The following is an 18,661-nucleotide window of genomic DNA, read 5'->3' as shown; positions in this document are numbered from 1 at the left end:
TCAAAGCATCTTGCGCTTTTCCCTTAATCTTTTTTTATTAACTGTATGATATAAGCAATACAAATGACGAGCGCGCATCCTATAAAATTAAGCAATAAATAAGGAAGGTTTATGTATTCATATTTATCCAGGCAGAAGAGTGCGATTACCAGCATCTGCGTGATGACGGCGCCTATAAAAACGGCATTTCCACCAATTCTTTTTATCGCAAATGCGACTATAAATATACCCAAAATTGTCCCATAAAATATGGAACCTATAATATTGACCAGCTGGATAAGGTTGTCAAACAGATTTGCCGTGCAGGCGATGAGGATGGCGAGTATCCCCCAACTGAGGGTAAACCATTTTGTGGCGCCCACAAAGTGATCATCGTCCCGTTCTTCTTTTAGGTTGCGCCTGTAAAGATCCATCGTCGTGGTTGTGGCAAGGGCATTAAGTTCTGATGCGGTAGAAGACATCGCTGCAGAAAGGATTACGGCAAGCAACAAACCTATAAGACCACGCGGAAGGTTGTTGAGTATAAAATGAATAAACACATAATCCCTGTCATTCGTCTCTACATTTTTATCTGCCCTAGAGATCACATCCCTGGCTTCCTCGCGTATCATTTCTTCCTGAGCTGTGGCATCCTGGAGCTTGGTTTGAATGACGGTATATTCCTGTTTGAAATCTGAATCCTGATTTTTTTCCGCAGTTATCAGGTTTTTGCTCAAGGAAGCTTTTTCCAGCCGCAGTTCGTTAAGCTGTCCCTGTAAACTCTCATAATCTTCTTGCAGGGGCGAGTTTATCACAGATTCTGTTGCCGCAGGATTGAAATTGAGTGGGGTAGGGTTGAACTGATAAAAAACAAAAACCATCACCCCCACGAGCAAAATAAAGAACTGCATGGGCACTTTTAAAAGTCCGTTGAATATAAGTCCCAGTTGCATTTCCCGCATAGAGCGGCCAGACAGGTAGCGCTGTACCTGGCTCTGGTCTGTCCCGAAGTAAGAAAGCATAAGAAAGGTCCCTCCCAGGATACCCGTCCATACGGTATAGCGATCGTCCAGGCTAAACGAGAAGTCAAGAATATTGAGTTTTCCGCTGGCACCGGCAATTTCCAGCGCGTTTGTAAAACTTATGTCTTCGGGCAGGTAGCTGATGATCAGGAAAAAAGCGACGAACATACCCAGAAAAATCACTCCCATTTGCTGTTTTTGGGTTACGGTGACTGCTTTTGTTCCGCCAGAAATCGTATAAATTACCACCAGCACACCTATGATAATATTAAGTGTGTTTAAATCCCAGCCCAACACCGCGGAAAGGATGATAGAAGGGGCAAAAATTGTAATCCCGGCAGAAAGTCCACGTTGTAGTAAAAAGAGTCCGGCAGCGAGGGAGCGTGTTTTTAGATCAAAACGGCTTTCTAAAAATTCATATGCCGTGTATACTTTCAGCTTGTGATAAATAGGAATAAAAAACAGGCAAATGATCACCATCGCAATGGGAATCCCAAAGTAAAGTTGCACAAATCCCATCCCACTGTGAAAAGCTTGCCCAGGGGTAGATAAAAAAGTAATGGCACTGGCCTGCGTCGCCATTACCGAAAGTCCTACCGTCCACCAGTTGGATTCGCTTCCACCACGTATATAATCTTCTACGTTGTTACGCCCTTGCGTTTTATAGATACCATAAAAAACGATAAATGCGAGGGTGGCTATAAGTACGATCCAGTCTATCTGTTGCATATTACTCGCAAAAAATGTTCATGATTATATAAAACAAAACGATGTAGACCAGGTTGGCTACCAAGACCAGCGTATAGATTTTACTCCATTTTTCTTTTTTTTGTTCCATATTAATTTGTAGTTTTTTTGCCATGTTTGCCTATGGAAAGTAAATTGGCAAAAAGGCGATAGGCACCAGGCACTCCTGCGGGAAGTTCCCTAAAGAAACTAAGTCCCGTATAGATATAATGACCTTTCCCGTATGGAGCGACCAGCAAACTGCCCTCTAGGGGATCTTCATCTTTATCATGAATGGATAAAATGGGTTCATACTTTTCATCCCATTCGTTAGGGAAATAAAGTCCGCGTTCCTGTACCCAGCCTTTAAAATCCTCTTCATTGATCTTATTGGGATTATTTAAAACCTCTGCCTTTTTATTTAGAAGGGTTACCTGTGCATTTTCATCAGTTACACGGTCGCTGGAAAGCTGCAATGGATACGGACCAATATTGGGAAACTCAAACCCCCTGGCCGTATTGTACTGAACGAGGAGCGTACCCCCATTTTCAACATAGCTCAACAGATCGGCTTGTTTATAACGCAAAACATCAATCGTATTATACGCCCTGATCCCCATAACAATTGCATCAAATTGATTCAACAGGGAAACACTGATTTTAGAAGGATCTATCGGGGTAACGCGGTATCCTATTTGGCGCAGGCTTTCAGGAATTGCATCTCCCGCACCATTGATATAGCCTACATTGTCTCCTCTTTTTTCAATATTGAGGCGTACCACGCGGGTTTCATTAGGTAAGGCAAGCGTCTGCAACGGGATATGATCATAATCCAACTGCACTATTTTTTTCTCGTAACGCTTACCATTCCAGCTGATCACGGGATTTAAATTGCCCTGACTGTCGTCTGATGGTGGTGTCACCTTAAATACAATGTTTTTAGTCTGCCCTTTACTCTCAAACTGTAGTGTTGCCTCAGCTGGTGCTACTTGCCATCCATCAGGGTGGCTCAGGCTTACGCTGGCTTCGGTGCTGTCGCGGTAAGCGGTTACCTGTACTGTTATTTCCTTGGGTTCTGTATTTGCAAAGATTATAACGGGTTCCTGTATGCGGGCGCCAAAAGCAGGTAATATTTCAAAAGGTTCATAAACCTCACCATTCACACGATCTGTATATTTATACACCAGTGGAGTACTGAAAGGAATTTCGGTACCATTCAATGAAATGGTAAAAACGGCCTGAAAAGCATGTGGTGTTTCCGGAAGGCCAATGAGTTCCTGATCGCCCACTTTGTACATGCCAAGGGAACCTTTGTTTTCAAGCCAGTAAGCAGTAGTAAAGGCGGCTTCTCCCGTATTCATAACTACCGCTTTTTGAAAATCAATATTGTTCTTCAGCGTGTCGTTTATTGCAATTTGATTAGATACGGGTTGTAGCACTACATCAAGCATGCGCACGGGGAAATCGCTTCTGTTTATAGCTTCAAGGGTTACTTCAATATCCTCAAAAGGTGTGGCAGTTTGTTGGCTTGTTGCAGCCTCCAGGTACAAACCGGCGCAGGCTTTAATGATTTCTTTAAGTTCTTCGGTCTTTATGGTTTTCCAGTGGGATTCTTTTAATGCGGTTAGAAGTCCGTAGGCCTCTAGCAGCGCAGGCAGGCTTGCGGCGGGATCATCAAATTGAAAGTTTCTCTGTAAAGAATCAAGAATTATTCCCAGTGCTGCGCCATTTTCCAGACGGTTCCAGGAAGTATCTATGCCCTCAAAAATATTTCCATTTTCAGGATAATCGCCTTTGAGAAGCTCCAGGTATTCCACCTGGCTTCCGCGGGAGCCGGTGTTCCCAAAACCTTGCGAACGGTGCTGACTGCGGCTCATTGCAGATATTTCGGTATTGCTCAAGCCCAGATCGGTATAATAGACGCCCACATCCACAGAAACCAAATTGCCCTTATCTGCTTCTTCAAACTTTTCCCTGCTGCCATAAAACCACCAGGAAGTATTAAAAAACTGCCTTTTAGGCTGCCAAACGGAAGTATATTCCAGTTGTTCCGGGAATTTTTTTGGATTGTTTGCAAGATCAAAAGCTTCCACGCTCAACATGGCAGACGAGGTATGGTGCCCATGTGTAGTTCCCGGTGATCTATGATCAAAACGATTGATGATCACATCTGGCTTAAATTTACGTATCGCCCACACCACATCGCTGAGCACTTTATCTTTATCCCATATATTTAAGGTTTCTTCAGGGTTTTTTGAATAACCAAAATCATTGGCACGCGTAAAACGCTGTATCCCGCCATCAATTTTGCGCGCCGCTAGAAGTTCCTGTGTCCTAATGGCGCCCAGAAGTTCGCTAAGTTCTGGCCCTACCAGGTTTTGACCGCCGTCACCGCGCGTCATGGAAAGATATCCCGTCCTGGCATGAACCTCATTGGAAAGATAGGAAATCATGGCCGTATTCTCATCGTCAGGATGGGCGGCAACGTAAAGCGCAGAGCCCAAAAAATTGAGTTTCTGTATTTTTTCAAATATCTGAACCGCATCCGGTTTTTGGGGCCGTTGTGCCTGCATCCCAAGGCAGGAGAATAATACCAGTATTAGAATGACGCGCAGCTTAGATATCATGGAGGAGCAGGTGTTTTGATAAAGACCCAAATATAGCTAAAAGGAAATGCGCAACGTTTTATTCCATTCATTTTTTGGTTAAATCGAACGGAGTGTACTTATTCATTGTACGCTAAACTTTGGAAAAGAGTAAATCTCCAATGTGATCGTATTTAAGAATATCTGAACGTATTACTTTTTCAGATATAGAATCGAAAATTTTAAGCGCCCTGGTTATGCCGAACTTATAACACTTATTTTAAACGCTTTTTTGCTTTAGTAGTAATGAGCGTTATTCGAAATATAAACCTATAAATACCTTAGAATAGTCTGTTTTTGACCTGATTTTCAGGCTAAAAAGGAGATTTTCTTGAGTTAAAATGCCTGTAGCATTTGATACAGGAGTTGGGTGGGCAATCCCATCACCGTATTGTACGAGCCTTCAAGTTTTACTAGTCCTATGTGGCCCAGCCATTCTTGAATTCCATAAGCGCCAGCCTTGTCCATAGGAGAATAGTTATCTATATAATAAGAAATTTCTTCCGGGCTAAATTCCTTAAAATGTACAAAAGCCGTATCGTGGTCCACTAGAATCTTTGTGGTGTTCATCAGGCAAAGGGAGGAGATCACACGGTGTTTTTTTCCGCTTAAATTGGTGAGTATGGTATGTGCTTCTTCCGTAGTTTTGGGTTTACCAAGAATCTGTTCCTCAAAGACGACGATGGTGTCGCCGGTTATAACTATTTGATCAGGTTTTAGATCTTTTCTGAAGACTTCCGCTTTTGCCAGCGCAATATGTTCCGCTATTGCGGAAGGGCTCAAATCTGAGGGGTAGCTTTCATCTACCGGCCTGACGAGCACCTCAAAGTCAAGGTCCATAGCTTTGAGCAGTTCCTTTCTGCGTGGTGATTGCGAAGCGAGAACAAGTTGTTTTCCTGATAATTTAGAATGCAGCATATAAAAGACTTAAGGAAAGTACGCCCAGGGAAAAGATCCCCAGTACCATACTAATTTTTAAATAAAGCGATAGCCGTGCAAAATCTTTTTTTGAGGTCGCCGCCCAGGCTTTTATGGCAAAAAACAGCAACGATCCTCCTACCACAAAAAGCAGGTAAGCCGTGGTAATGGCATTTGTATACAGGTAAAAATAAATATAAACCACAAGTAAGGCGATATAACCCAGTGCTACAACGCTGGTGATTTTTGCCGTGCGCACGCGTCCCAGGACTATGGGCAAACTGCTCAATCCATGGGCATGATCACCGTCCATATCTTCAAGATCCTTGACGATTTCACGCAGCACATTCAGCAGGAATGCAAAGATCGCATAATCCCGCAGCACGGAAACGGGATTGGAGAGGGACGGACCGTAAGTGGATACAAGAGCCGATAGGTCAAAAATGACCACAATTAATATGGCCGAAGCAACTAGAATACTTACCAGAATATTACCCACAAGCAATATCCGTTTTAAAAAGGTGGCGTAACTATATAAAAGTGCCGAAATAAAGACAAAAAAGGCCGCATAGGCACTATTTCCACTTTGTACTGAAAGGTAATAGCCAAGGCCCACACCGGCAATATTTAGGGCTAAATAGTAATTAAATGCCCGTTTTTCGGTGATTTTTAAGGGAATTAAGCGTTTTTTTGGTCGGTTTATGCGGTCAATTTCCACGTCTTCAATATCATTGATAACGTAACCTGCCGCGGCAATACAAAGTGTTGCCATGACAAGTATAAAAAAATCAAGGGTAGAAAGCGCCACCGGAAAATCAAGTGCTTTTAAAAACCCAAAATGAACAAGCACCTGGGTAAGTAGGAGAAGCAGCAGGTTTTTATACCGAATGAGATTGAGAAAGTGCAACGCGTCAAAACTTTAAGTGAGGCGTCAAATATAATACTATCTATTTTATTGCTCTTACTATGCAAAACAGCTTTTCAAAGTTTAAGATCTTTGAAAAGCTGTCTCCTGAATTTAAAAGCTGCAAATTTGATCCTAAAAAATCTACGATTTTTTGTTGACCGAACCTCCACTACTTTCTGAATCGCGTATTTCAGCGGGATTGCCCCAGTAGGAAACGCTACCCCCGCTGGAAGCTTCTGCTTCAATTTTTTTAGAGGCAAATATTTTTATACTTCCCGCACTTGAAACATCTGCAGTGGCCGTTTCGGTCTTTAGATCCTGTGCATCTACATTTGCGGCAGAACTGGCCTCTCCGTCAAAAGTCTGTGCCAGGCCGCTCAGATCAATATTCCCGGCGCTACTTGCATCAAGGCTTACATTACGGACCTCAATTTTCGCGGAGATCCTTCCGGCGCTGGAGACATCAAACAGCATGTCTTCACCCATCAGCGTGTCTTCCGTGGTAATTTCACCAGCGCTGCTCGCTTTTAGTTTTTCCAGGTTTTGCGTATAGATTACCTCGATTTTTTGGGAAGTGGCGGTTCCCACATTGTAGTTGTCTATCATTTCCACAACTAGTGTTTTGCCGTCTACATGTATATCCAGGTATTCGTATAGATTCTCATCAATAGCAGCGTTTGCACGGGGTTCCGTTCCTTTTTTAAGGGTAACTTCCCAACCGTTTTTTACAGCGATTTCTGTAAAATCCTGGTCTATTTCCAGTTCTTTTTCCACCACATTGCCATTCCCGTCCACTTGATGAAATTCAAAGTGGCAGGCAGAGAGCAAAAGCGCTAAAAGTGTTGTTGCCAAAATTCTGATTAATGTTGTCATAAATGGATTTTTTGATTGATTTTGATTGATTTTCAGGCTTAAAGTACAATTAATTGGCGATAGTATCTAAAACCGTTCTTGAACTATCTACCCTTATTTTTGCTGTATCGCGTAAGCGTTTGTTCTCACTTTGGCGTGCCTTGTCGTATTCGTAGGGCGCTGCCGTAGTTTTCTTGTTGCTAGGTACATCGCGATATTGCCATTCATTTTCGTTCTTTGTGGCTGATTCTTCTACGCAGCCGGCGCAAATCAATTTTCCGCTTTTTAACGTTAGATAGCGATTGGTCAGTTTGTGATTCATCAAACCGGTATGCTGGCTTAAAAAATCCTTACTGTTTGAGTCTATGAATACGTTACCGTTTTCGGGTACAAAAAGCACCAGCTCCAGTTCTTGCGCCCTAAACGTTGCACCTTCTGCAATACGGAAGGTTTGCGGCAGGGTAAGCACATTGTTTTGCAGGTCAAAAGGATAAATAATTTCGTTCGCATGTTCCCGGGCGGCCGTACTGCTGTATCCTCGCGCTTTTTTAATCAGCTCCAGACTGTAGCTGCTGTCTGCGCTTTTTTTAATACTGAAATCAATATCGCCAAAAGAGGCAAAGGGTTTGCCGTCATTGTCAACAACCACAAAAAGGCCATTTCCATTTGATCCAGCATCGCCAGCGACCTGCATCTGTACCCGTAGCGTATCTGCCGGATTGATCGCTAACAATTCGGTTTGCGTGGTTGAAGAGCGCTGTGAAAAATCAATGGCCTGCTTGATGCCCACGGCGCTAAGAATAACCACGGAAACAAGCCAAACGATGATAAGCGTGATTTTCATGCCCCACGACATGCGCTTTAGGTTGGTCACCAGGATTTTAAGGCCCAGGTAAAAAACGGCGAAAAATGGAATGGCCATCGCAAAAAACGCCAGTAATGACAATACCCAGAATGGTATACTGCTGGAATTGAAGAGCCCAACATATTCAGACATGCCGCCATTGATAAAGCCCAGGGTCCCTGCGGTAAAAAGCCCTATAAACAGGCCTACAATCGTAGAGCCACCTATAATAATGAGCAAAATGCCAATGACTTTTGCCAGTACCGTAAGTAGGACGACAACAAATTTACTTATACCATCGGCCGCGTTTCCAGCAGATTTTTTGGCCTGGTTGCCATATTTTTGAAAGTCGGCATTCTTTACAGAATCAGCCACGGTATCAAATCCCTCTTTTACTTTGCGCTGTATATTGTCAATATTTACCGGTTCGCCACGCATTTCCAGTTTCTGGGCAGTTGTTTTCGCCGCAGGCAGAAAAATCCATGCCCCTATATATAAGAGCGCAAAACCACCACTGGTAAAAAAGGCAAGAAGTACCAGAAGTACCCTGATCCAAACCGGTGGGACTCCAAGATAGTGGCCCAATCCAGAACCTACACCGCCCAGATAGGAATTCTCGACATCGCGGTACAATTTCTTGGTATGCGTTGAGGTGTATGGGGCAGCTTTGGGCTGCTCATCTTCAAAAATATCTTCATCTATACGGTAATCTTCCGGTTGACCCATGATCTCGATCACTTGGTCTACCTCAAGATTACCTATTACCTGTCGCTCGTTCTTGATGCGTTCGGTAAAAAGTTCGGCAATGCGCGCTTCAATATCCTGAATAATTTCCTCTCGGCCTTCGGCATCTGTAAAAGAGCGTTTAATGGCCTCCAGGTAGCGCTGTAGTTTTGCGTAGGCATCCTCGTCAATGTGAAAAAAGAGCCCCGCTAGGTTGATATTTATAGTTTTATTCATTGTTGCTTTTTTTGGTTGAGGTTACTTTGCGCACCGCTTGTTGCAGGTCGTCCCAGGTATCTGTGAGTTCGTTTAAAAATAGTTTTCCAGTTTCTGTGAGTCCGTAATATTTACGTGGTGGCCCACTTGTGGATTCTTCCCAGCGATAGCTTAGGAGTCCGGCATTTTTGAGCCGCGTGAGCAGTGGGTAGATCGTACCTTCCACTACGAGCAGCTTCGCCTCTTTTAAGGTATCAAGAATTTCTGCCACGTAGGCATCTTCTTCTTTCAACACAGAGAGAATGCAATACTCCAGCACGCCCTTGCGCATTTGCGCCTTAGTGTTTTCAATGTTCATAATTTAATGTTGTTAAACGGTTGTTGACTGTTTATTCTGATGATGAATGAACCCTTTTGATTACTGCTCATTTACGGTTGATGAGGCCGCGGGATTGGCATGCGCTATAAAAGGGGTACTTTTTATAAAAGAAATACTGAGAGGGTAGTTGCAAAGCTCCCCAGAATTCGCACGTATGGACGCAGTGATTACCGCGATCAATTCTAGAATGAAAAGACCGGTAAGAACGGTGCCCAATATAATTGCGGTGATGACCAATCCAGAAATGTGGAAAAAATTCCAAAAGGTGTCAAAATCACCCTCCAGGTCAAAACCATTGTTTGCCTGTACAATGCCTATGACTTGCCAGGCAACAAAGGGCAGTGCGATCAAGACGGCACAAATATTATAAATAAACATACTGATCTGAAAATTGACCGCCCGGCGGCCATGGTCATCTACAAAGGCAGATTCTTTTTTCTGCGTCACCCAGAGCAGCAGTGGAAAAATAAAATTACCAAGTGGAATCAAATATTTTGTGAAAGTGGCCAGATGTATAAAAGTGGCAACGCTGCGGTGATGGGAAGTGACTGATGAGGACATGATTAGTGATTTTAAGTGATGAATACAATACGGGTTTTACTTTTGAAGAAAAACCATTAATTGCTAATGCAAATATATATCTAAAAGAAGGTACTTTGTGTTACATAGTACTAAAATTTAATATATTCTTAACAATTCAAAGAGTTTCTAAATAGTAATTATTTAATGAATTGGCGGTGATAGCAGCGTTTTTATAACGTTTTAGCCACTTTTTTTGCTGAAAAGTTCATTTTTGGAAGCTTATTGATATGCGCTTCATAAAATTGTTTTATTTTCGTCATATGATTTCAACACTAAATAGTCTAAGGATTTCTCCCGGTAGGCGCATTAGGCGCCCCAGTTCTAATGCGCGTTTCTAAAAACAAGCGAAGAAAACCTTAATTATTTGTCATTATGTTGATTTTATCCATTTTCCGTTTTCACGGAAATTCCCCTTTTTTAAATTTTTTCTTTTCATCCTCAACATCCTTTCATACCCTTAGGAATAGATTTTGCATGCATTTATTTAAGGTTTTCAGGCAATTTTCACGTCCCTTGAGGTATGTTGAGCCTTAGAATTTAGGTGCGTCCGGTTCCACGATTACAACATCCTGATAGGTACAAGTATACTACCTATTTAAAAAAAGCATTTTTCAACTTCAAATACATTCCATTTCCATGGAAATTATCATAGCAAACAAATCACATGCGGGCTACGCCCAAATCATTTGCGACACCATTGCAGAATCTGCACAGGTACGCGGCACTGGTATCGCCAAGCGCACCCCAGAGTATGTGATCACTAAAATGGAAAACGGTAATTCGGTCATCGCTTTAGATGGTGATGCCTTCGCCGGTTTTTGTTATATCGAGGCCTGGGGCCACGGCAAATTTGTTGCCAACTCAGGACTGATCGTTCACCCTGATTTTAGGAATATGGGCCTGGCCAAAAAGATAAAAGAGGCCATTTTTGCGCATTCGCGGAAAAAATATCCTGATGCCAAGGTTTTTGGGATCACGACGGGACTTGCGGTCATGAAAATCAACAGCGATCTCGGTTATCGCCCGGTTACCTTTTCTGAACTTACTGACGATCCCACTTTCTGGAAAGGCTGCCAGACCTGTCGTAATTATGATATTTTACAGCGTACAGAACAGAAAATGTGCCTGTGTACCGGTATGCTTTACGATCCCGTTGCCGAAGAGGCCAAAAAGAAAAATATAAAGAATGAAGAACCTCAAAAGACACTGAACAGCAAAGCGTTTTCAAGGTTAAAGAGCATCAAACAGAGCTTGTTTTTGAAGAAAGATGCTCCGCTGGTCCCTAAAGGGGGAATCGAAAAGGAGAAAGAAAAATAGAATAGAATAGAATAGAATAGTTTTCCGCCTTCGCGGAAATGACAAGTAAAATTCAACCAACCATGAATAATAACAATAGCAATACAAATAATAATAAAAAATTAGTACTTGCCTATAGTGGCGGTCTCGATACTTCCTATTGTGCAAAATACCTTTCTGAAGAAAAGGGTTTTGAAGTACATGCAGTAAGTATAAATACGGGTGGTTTTAGCCAGGAGGAAATCGACGAAATCGAGCAAAAAGCACTTAAAATAGGTGCGAAAACCTATAAAAACGTTCAGGCGGTTGCTACTTTTTATAACAAGGTTGTCAAATATTTGATCTACGGCAATGTGCTGAAAAACAATACCTATCCGCTTTCGGTTAGTGCAGAGCGTATTATTCAGGCGGTAGAGATCATTAACTACGCTAAATCGGTAGGTGCAGGTTATGTGGCGCACGGTAGTACCGGGGCGGGAAATGACCAGGTTCGTTTTGATATGATCTTCCAGATTCTCGCGCCAGAAATTGAAATTATTACCCCCATTCGGGATCTTAAACTAGCCCGTCAGGATGAGATCGATTACCTGAAAAGCCATGGTATCGAGATGTCCTGGGAAAAGGCCAAATATTCGGTAAATAAAGGACTATGGGGAACCAGCGTGGGCGGTAGTGAAACGCTAACCTCAGATAAAGGCCTTCCGGAAAGTGCTTTTCCTTCACAAGTCGAGAAAACCGAAAGTGAACAAGTAATCCTTACGTTTGAAAAAGGGGAATTGGTTGGGCTGAACGGCAAAAAAGATTCCGCAGTAAAAAATATTGAGGCCCTTCAGAAGATCGCCAGCGCCTATGGTATTGGCAGGGACATTCATGTAGGCGACACGATCATTGGCATCAAAGGTCGCGTGGGTTTTGAGGCCGCTGCACCGCTAATTATCATCAAAGCACACCATTTATTGGAAAAACATACGCTTACGAAATGGCAGATGCAACACAAGGAATACCTATCTGGTTTTTACGGCATGCACCTGCACGAGGGGCAATATCTTGATCCTGTGATGCGCAATATGGAAGCTTTTCTTGAAGATAGTCAGGCGAATGTTTCTGGTGAAGTGTATGTGACGCTGCATCCGTATCGCTTTACGCTGGAAGGAATAAAATCAGAGCATGACCTTATGAACGCATCCTTTGGCGCTTATGGCGAAATGAACAAAGGCTGGACGGCTGATGACGCCAAAGGTTTTATCAAACTATTGGCCAATCAGAATAAAATCTATAACCACGTAAACGGCGAGCAATGATACAGGCAGGGATTGCAGGTGGTGCGGGATACACGGCGGGTGAACTTATACGCATTTTAGTGAACCATCCTCATGTGGAGCTCAATTTTGTGTACAGCACGTCCAATGCGGGAAATCTGCTCAGCGATGTGCATCAGGATCTACTGGGATCTACTGAAATTCGGTTTTCTGATACTATTAATACCGAAGTTGACGTACTGTTTCTGTGTCTTGGCCACGGAACTTCAAAACGCTTTCTCGAAGAAAACCACTTTACGGAAAAAACGGTAATTATCGATTTAAGCAACGATTTCCGACTCAAAGCTGATACGGAATTTCAGGGGCGGGAATTTATATACGGTCTCACAGAATTGAACCGTGACAAGATCAAGCAGGCGTGCTCCATCGCGAATCCAGGTTGTTTTGCCACCGCGATCCAGTTGGCGCTACTGCCACTTGCCGAAAACAAATTAATATCAGATGCTGTCCACATAACCGGTGTGACCGGTGCCACTGGAGCGGGGACTTCACTTTCTGACACTACTCATTATACCTGGCGCGATAATAATTTTTCCTATTACAAGGCTTTTACGCACCAGCATTTAGGGGAGATTTACCAGACTTTGAGCAGTTTACAGCGAAATTTTGATCAAAAAGTCCATTTTTTGCCTCATAGAGGTAATTTTTCAAGGGGAATATTTGTGACCGCGTACACAAAATATGACGGCAGTTTAGAAGATGCAAAAGCATTATACAGTGATTTTTACAAGGATGCACCCTTTACTTTTGTTTCAGAAAAGGAGCTGCATTTAAAACAAGTGGTCAATACAAACAAATGTTTTTTGCATGTGCATAAAGAGGATGGAATGCTACTGATCACCAGCATCATTGATAACCTGACCAAAGGCGCTTCAGGGCAAGCCGTGGAAAACATGAATTTGATTTTCGGCCTTCCACAAACGGAAGGATTGAATTTAAAAGCAAATTTCTTTTAAATCCCCCTAACCCCCGAAGGGGGAATAAAAAAATATCAAGATGAGTTCTACAGAGTTAGCGTTCTTGTAAATATATACGTAACAAACTCCCCTCCTTGGGAGGGGTTGGGGGAGGAAAATATTAATATTATGAAAATAGCAATAATAGGAACGGGTAATCTCGGACTTTCCATCGCCAAGGGGCTGGTGACAAATAATGCCATTACGACGCTATACCTTACAAAAAGGGATATTAGCGGGATAGAAGACTGGGGAGAATATAAAAATGTATTCACCACCACAGATAATGTGTTGGCCGTTCAAAAATCTGATATTTTGATTTTTGCCGTGCAACCCAGTCAGTTGTCCTCAATTTTAAATGATATTAAAGATGAACTGACTGATAAGCATGTACTGATTTCCACTATTACGGGTTTTGCTATTTCCCAGATTGAAGCCATAGTGGGGGAGGAGCAATTTATCATTCGCGCCATGCCGAATACGGCCATTGCCGTGGGAGCTTCCATGACCTGCCTGGCGAGCAACACCAAAGGTATGAAACGTATAAAAGTGGCCGAAGCGATCTTCAACCGCCTGGGAAGCAGCCTCATCATCCCAGAGACGCAAATGCAGGCCGCCACAGTGGTTTGCGCCAGTGGCGTAGCCTTCTGGATGCGTCTCATACGCGCATCTACGCAGGCTGCCGTGCAGCTTGGTTTTGACAGTCATGACGCGCAACAACTCACGATGCACACCTGCAACGGCGCTTCAAAGTTGTTGATTGAATCTGGTAATCACCCAGAAGAAGAGATCGACCGGGTGACCACACCACGCGGTTGCACGATTGAAGGGCTTAACGAGATGGAGCATAAAGGCCTGAGTTCGTCGCTTATACATGGTATGGTGGCTTCTTTCAATAAAATAAACATGATTAAAAAAGAGCAATAATGAGTCTATTTGATGTGTATCCACTGTATGACGTTGCCCCGGTAAAAGCCGAAAATGTGTTCGTTTATGACGAAAAAGGAACTAAATACCTTGATTTATATGGTGGCCACGCGGTAATTTCCATAGGACATGCGCACCCGGAATATGTAAAAAACCTTTCTGATCAATTGTCTAAAATCGCATTTTATAGCAATGCGGTGCAAAATCCCATACAGACCGAATTGGGCGAACGCCTTCCGGCGGAATCCAACTGTCCTGATTATCAATTGTTTTTATGCAATAGCGGTGCGGAAGCCAATGAAAACGCGTTGAAACTGGCCTCTTTTCATACGAACAGAAAAAAAGTGATCGCCTTTAACAATAGCTTTCACGGTAGAACCTCGGCAGCGGTTGCCGCGACTGATAACCCTAAGATCGTAGCGCCCATAAATGCCCAACAAGAAGTCTCTTTTCTTCCGCTGGGGGATTTGGATGCGCTTGAGAATCATCTTAAAAAAGAAGATGTGTGCGCGGTAATCCTTGAATTTATTCAGGGCGTGGGTGGACTTGATGAGAGCGATGCCCATTTTTACGAAGGGGTGGATGCGTTGTGCAAAAAATACGGTACCTGTCTGATTGCCGATGAGGTGCAGGCTGGTTTTGGGCGTACCGGAAAGTTTTTTGCCTTTCAGGAATATAACTTAGAACCGGAAATTATTTCTATAGCCAAGGGAATGGGTAATGGTTTTCCTGTGGGTGGGATTCTTATTCATCCTTCCATCAAGGCACAATATGGTATGCTTGGAACCACTTTTGGCGGGAATCACCTGGCTTGCGTTGCCACGCTGACCGTGCTTGACGTGCTGAAAAAGGAAAAACTGATGGAAAACGCGGCAGAACTTTCCAAATACTTTTTCGCGAAAGCAAAAGAAATCCCGCAGATCAAAAAAGTCAAAGGCCGCGGACTCATGCTGGGTATTGAGTTTGATGAGGAAGTAGGGCAGATGCGCAAAGACCTGATCTACAAGCACCAGATTTTTACCGGTGGCGCCAGTAACAAAAACCTGATCCGTATTTTGCCTCCGTTAACGGTAAAAAAAGAGCATTTTGATACGTTTTTTGATGCTTTGAAGCAGGTTTTGAAAGAGAAATAGCATTTTTCGAGTAAAGAGTAAAGAGTAAAGAGAAAAGAGAAAAGAGCTCCCCTCCTTTCCAAGGAGGGGAAAATTTCAGCTTCGCTGAAAGAGGGGTGGTTCACACGCATTTTGAATTGAAAATGGAATTTGCGTGTAAAACCCCTCCGTCTCCCGCCGAAAAGGCGGTAGCCCCCAGTGCATTCCTCTCGCTGCACTCGTCGGATGCAAGTCAAAAGGGAAGGAGTTTTAAAAAATAGAATAGAATAAAACAAACATGAAAAAATATACAGACCTTACTGATATCTCTAATCTGGAAGCTCTAATTGAAGAAGCAAAAGCATTAAAAAAAGATCCATTTTCTTTTGAAAACCTGGGTAAGCGTAAAAGACTGGTCATGTTGTTTTTTAACTCCAGCCTGCGCACGCGGTTAAGCACCGAAAAAGCGGCGCAAAACCTGGGGATGGATGTTACGGTGATGAACTTTAACAGTGACGCCTGGAAACTGGAATTTGAGGATGGTACGGTGATGAACGGTGATACTTCAGAACATATTAAAGAGGCCGCACAGGTGATCTCGCAATATGCAGATGTGATCGCGGTGCGTGCGTTCCCCACGCTGACCGATAAGAAAAAGGACGAGTCTGAGTACGTGATCAATAATTTTGTGAAATATGCCACCATACCGGTTTTAAATATGGAAAGTGCCACGGCACATCCTTTGCAGGCACTTGCAGACGCGATCACCATTAGCGAATTCAAAACCAAAGATCGGCCTAAAGTTGTCCTGAGTTGGGCACCCCATACCAAGGCGCTCCCACAGGCGGTTCCCAATTCGTTTGCAGCGATGATGCAGTTGTGCGATGTGGACTTTTGCATCACAAATCCGGAAGGTTATGACCTAAATCCCGAACTTACTAAAGGCACCAAAATTATACGCAATCAGAAGGAAGCATTGCAGGATGCCGATTTTGTTTACGTAAAAAACTGGAGCAGTTATACAAATTATGGTGAGATCCTGAATCCTTTTGAAACAAACAAAAACTGGACGATGACCCAGGAGAAATTGGGCGTTGCCAAATTTATGCATTGCCTTCCGGTGCGTAGAAATGTAGTTGTGGAAGACGCAGTGTTGGATTCGAACCAATCCCTTGTTATTCCACAGGCAAATAACAGGACCTTTGCTGCGCAGGTGGTTTTGAAACAGATTATATCCCCCTAACCCCCAAAGGGGGAATCAACTTCTGGTTGTGCATACGACCTTCCAGAAATTTTATATTGTAAATAAAATGATAATTTGAAAGAAGAAAATTTAAATAAAGACATAAGAATAAAAACTCCCCCTTCGGGGGCCGGGGGGATCAATATCGTCAAAATAGGCGGAAATGTTATCGAAAATGAACAAGAACTCGATGCATTCCTTACACTTTTTGCCCAACTTCCAGAGCCCAAAATATTGGTGCATGGCGGTGGTAAACTGGCCAGCGAAATGGCAAAAAAACTTGATATTCCGATAAAAATGACCCAGGGAAGACGTATTACAGATGTCGAGACCTTAGATGTGATCACCATGGTTTATGGCGGCAAAGTAAATAAAAATATTGTCGCTAAATTACAGGCTAAAAAATGCAATGCTATCGGACTTTCAGGTGCTGATGGGAATACTATTTTATCAGTAAAACGGCCAGTAAAAGATGTAGATTTTGGCTTTGTGGGCGATGTGGTTGCGGTAAATACTGAAGTAATAACAAGTTTGCTTTCTGCAGGATTGACACCTGTTTTTTGCGCGATCACCCATGATAAAAATGGACAGTTGCTCAATACCAATGCTGATACTATCGCATGTGAAATTGCTCGTTCCCTAACCGAAAATCATGAAGTGACGCTGTTTTACTGCTTTGAAAAAGCGGGTGTTTTAAAAAACGTTTCCGATGAAAATTCAGTAATTAAAGAAATTAATTTAGAAGAATATAGGAAATTAGTTGAAAATGGAACCGTTTCCGAAGGCATGTTGCCCAAACTTCAGAATTGTTTTTATGCCCTGGAGGGAGGGGTTCACCGTGTACAACTGGGGAAACCCGCGATGTTGAATCCCAACGAAACCGAATTTACAAGCCTTAGCCTATGATCGAGATAACTACTTTACAAACCGAAGCTTTAGCACTTTTAAAAAACCTGATCGCCACGCAGTCTTTTTCCTCACAGGAAGAAGGCACCGCGCTGCACCTGGAAAACTGGTTTAAAAGCCATAAAATTGACTATAAACGGGAGAAAAATAACATCTGGGCGGTAAATAAGGATTTTGATGAGAAGAAACCTACGTTGTTACTGAACAGTCATCATGATACCGTACAGCCCAATAATGGCTATACAAACGATCCTTATGAACCCTTTGTCAAAGATGGTAAGTTATTTGGTTTGGGCAGCAATGATGCCGGCGGTTGCCTGGTTTCACTGATTGCCACGTTCACTTATTTTTATGCGGAAAAAGACCTGAACTATAATCTGGTACTGGTCGCTTCCGCGGAAGAAGAAAGTAGCGGTCCCAATGGTTTGAACAGCATGCTGGCCATAATCCCTAAGATTGATGTTGCCATTGTGGGCGAACCTACACAGATGCACCTCGCCGTTGCAGAAAAAGGGCTGGTGGTTTTTGATGCGCTGGTAAAAGGCACGCCGTCACACGCCGCACACCCCAATGATTACAACGCGATATATAACTGTATCCCGGTACTGGAATGGTTCAGGGATTTTAAATTTGAAGAGGTTTCCGAAGCCCTGGGCGAAGTGAAAATGACCGTAACCCAGATCAATGGGGGTAAGCAGCACAATGCCGTACCTGCAGATGTGGCGCTTGTCATTGATGTACGCGTCAATGATAAATACACCAATCAGGAAATAGCCGATATATTGATCGAAAAATCACCTTGCGATACCTTAATACCGCGTAGTTTGCGCTTGAATTCGTCTTCCATTCCCACAGATCATGAACTTGTAAAAGCGGGGATTGCCCTAGGTAGGAAAACGTATGGTTCGCCCACGCTCAGCGATCAGGCCACCCTTACATGTCCATCGCTAAAACTAGGTCCCGGTGACAGCACGCGCTCGCATAGTGCAGATGAATTTATCTATGTTAGCGAAATTGAGGAAGGGATTGAAATTTACATTGAATTGCTGCATAGGATTTTACGCTGAAAATCTTTCTAAAACTGGATTGGGTAAGCTGATTTCTAGCTAAAACCGATTTGGTTTTTTTGA

The 18,661-nt window shown here is 43.1% G+C and carries 16 protein-coding genes; 8 read left to right on the top strand and 8 right to left on the bottom strand.

Annotated elements, in window-relative coordinates; genetic code table 11:
* Positions 1–23: 23 nt before the first annotated feature.
* The 8 genes from P162_RS03860 to P162_RS03825 all read right to left on the bottom strand — a co-directional run bounded on the left by P162_RS03860 (position 24) and on the right by P162_RS03825 (position 9,772).
* Positions 24–1,730, bottom strand: a complete 1,707-nt coding sequence (locus P162_RS03860; protein ID WP_031425916.1) for a sodium:solute symporter family transporter — start codon at positions 1,728–1,730, stop codon at positions 24–26.
* A gap of 110 nt (positions 1,731–1,840) precedes the next feature.
* Positions 1,841–4,354 carry a PIG-L family deacetylase gene (locus P162_RS03855; RefSeq protein WP_031425915.1) on the bottom strand — a complete coding sequence of 838 codons (2,514 nt, stop codon included), beginning with the start codon at positions 4,352–4,354 and terminating at the stop codon, positions 1,841–1,843.
* 354 nt (positions 4,355–4,708) lie between these two features.
* Positions 4,709–5,290: a Maf family nucleotide pyrophosphatase gene (locus P162_RS03850; RefSeq protein WP_031425914.1), complete on the bottom strand. Its 582-nt coding sequence runs from the start codon at positions 5,288–5,290 to the stop codon at positions 4,709–4,711.
* Positions 5,277–6,197: a geranylgeranylglycerol-phosphate geranylgeranyltransferase gene (locus P162_RS03845; protein ID WP_031425913.1), complete on the bottom strand. Its 921-nt coding sequence runs from the start codon at positions 6,195–6,197 to the stop codon at positions 5,277–5,279. The genes P162_RS03850 and P162_RS03845 overlap by 14 nt, the downstream gene beginning before the upstream one ends.
* Positions 6,198–6,338: 141 nt before the next feature.
* Positions 6,339–7,070: a head GIN domain-containing protein gene (locus P162_RS03840; RefSeq protein WP_031425912.1), complete on the bottom strand. Its 732-nt coding sequence runs from the start codon at positions 7,068–7,070 to the stop codon at positions 6,339–6,341.
* A gap of 49 nt (positions 7,071–7,119) precedes the next feature.
* Positions 7,120–8,853 (bottom strand): PspC domain-containing protein, encoded by a 1,734-nt coding sequence (locus tag P162_RS03835; RefSeq protein ID WP_051907766.1) that lies wholly within the window; start codon positions 8,851–8,853, stop codon positions 7,120–7,122.
* Positions 8,846–9,190 (bottom strand): PadR family transcriptional regulator, encoded by a 345-nt coding sequence (locus tag P162_RS03830; protein WP_031425910.1) that lies wholly within the window; start codon positions 9,188–9,190, stop codon positions 8,846–8,848. Before P162_RS03830 ends, P162_RS03835 begins: the two co-directional genes overlap by 8 nt.
* A gap of 60 nt (positions 9,191–9,250) precedes the next feature.
* Positions 9,251–9,772, bottom strand: coding sequence for a DUF4870 domain-containing protein (locus P162_RS03825; protein WP_051907765.1), 522 nt, complete (start codon positions 9,770–9,772; stop codon positions 9,251–9,253).
* Between the two features lie 657 nt (positions 9,773–10,429).
* Here P162_RS03825 and P162_RS03820 point away from each other — a divergent pair.
* The 8 genes from P162_RS03820 to P162_RS03785 all read left to right on the top strand — a co-directional run bounded on the left by P162_RS03820 (position 10,430) and on the right by P162_RS03785 (position 18,598).
* Complete coding sequence (locus P162_RS03820) at positions 10,430–11,110, top strand: GNAT family N-acetyltransferase (RefSeq protein ID WP_051907764.1); 681 nt, start codon at positions 10,430–10,432, stop codon at positions 11,108–11,110.
* 62 nt (positions 11,111–11,172) lie between these two features.
* A complete protein-coding gene (gene argG, locus P162_RS03815) occupies positions 11,173–12,390 on the top strand; it encodes an argininosuccinate synthase (protein ID WP_031425907.1) in 1,218 nt (405 codons plus the stop codon).
* Positions 12,387–13,364, top strand: coding sequence for an N-acetyl-gamma-glutamyl-phosphate reductase (gene argC / locus P162_RS03810; protein WP_031425906.1), 978 nt, complete (start codon positions 12,387–12,389; stop codon positions 13,362–13,364). Before argG ends, argC begins: the two co-directional genes overlap by 4 nt.
* Before the next feature lie 129 nt (positions 13,365–13,493).
* Positions 13,494–14,291, top strand: coding sequence for a pyrroline-5-carboxylate reductase (gene proC, locus P162_RS03805; protein ID WP_031425905.1), 798 nt, complete (start codon positions 13,494–13,496; stop codon positions 14,289–14,291).
* The gene (locus tag P162_RS03800) at positions 14,291–15,424 is read left to right on the top strand and encodes an aspartate aminotransferase family protein (RefSeq protein ID WP_031425904.1); all 1,134 of its coding nucleotides are present in this window, start codon (positions 14,291–14,293) and stop codon (positions 15,422–15,424) included. Before proC ends, P162_RS03800 begins: the two co-directional genes overlap by 1 nt.
* A 256-nt stretch (positions 15,425–15,680) precedes the next feature.
* Complete coding sequence (locus P162_RS03795) at positions 15,681–16,625, top strand: N-acetylornithine carbamoyltransferase (protein ID WP_031425903.1); 945 nt, start codon at positions 15,681–15,683, stop codon at positions 16,623–16,625.
* 108 nt (positions 16,626–16,733) lie between these two features.
* Positions 16,734–17,531 (top strand): acetylglutamate kinase, encoded by a 798-nt coding sequence (gene argB / locus P162_RS03790; RefSeq protein WP_031425902.1) that lies wholly within the window; start codon positions 16,734–16,736, stop codon positions 17,529–17,531.
* Positions 17,528–18,598, top strand: coding sequence for a M20 family metallo-hydrolase (locus P162_RS03785; protein ID WP_031425901.1), 1,071 nt, complete (start codon positions 17,528–17,530; stop codon positions 18,596–18,598). The genes argB and P162_RS03785 overlap by 4 nt, the downstream gene beginning before the upstream one ends.
* The last annotated feature ends 63 nt before the right edge of the window (positions 18,599–18,661 follow it).

The organism is Flavimarina sp. Hel_I_48 (assembly GCF_000733945.1).
Taxonomy (GTDB): Bacteria; Bacteroidota; Bacteroidia; order Flavobacteriales; family Flavobacteriaceae; genus Leeuwenhoekiella.
This window is presented reverse-complemented; position numbering and strand designations above follow the sequence as displayed.